Source organism: Bacillus sp. SIMBA_008, assembly GCF_046535495.1.
Taxonomy (GTDB): domain Bacteria; phylum Bacillota; class Bacilli; order Bacillales; family Bacillaceae; genus Bacillus; species Bacillus subtilis.
On record NZ_JAWRWL010001098.1, the window covers coordinates 1 to 243 of the forward strand.

Annotated in this window: 1 protein-coding gene; it reads right to left on the bottom strand. The window is 35.0% G+C overall.

What is annotated here, in order from left to right; translation table 11 throughout:
* The coding region (locus SB658_RS26815; RefSeq protein WP_410603538.1) for a ribonucleotide-diphosphate reductase subunit beta at positions 1-243 on the bottom strand (243 nt) is incomplete at both ends.

Sequence of the window (243 nt, forward strand, 5' to 3'; positions counted from 1 at the left end):
CTAGTAACAATACCAGCTTTTTTCTCAAGTAATGGATGATTGTCTACCCATTCAAAAATATCATCAATTTCTTCTTCTGTAGCTAACGTTGTGAAAATATGACTGTAACTCTTCGCATGTACTTCTTCCATAGCACCCATGAAAGCTAATACACTTTTTGCTTGTAAATTTTCAAGATGAACAAGTACAAGAGGCATTCCTTCGCCACCTTGTTTCGTATCTAAAAGTGTTAAACCACCTAAT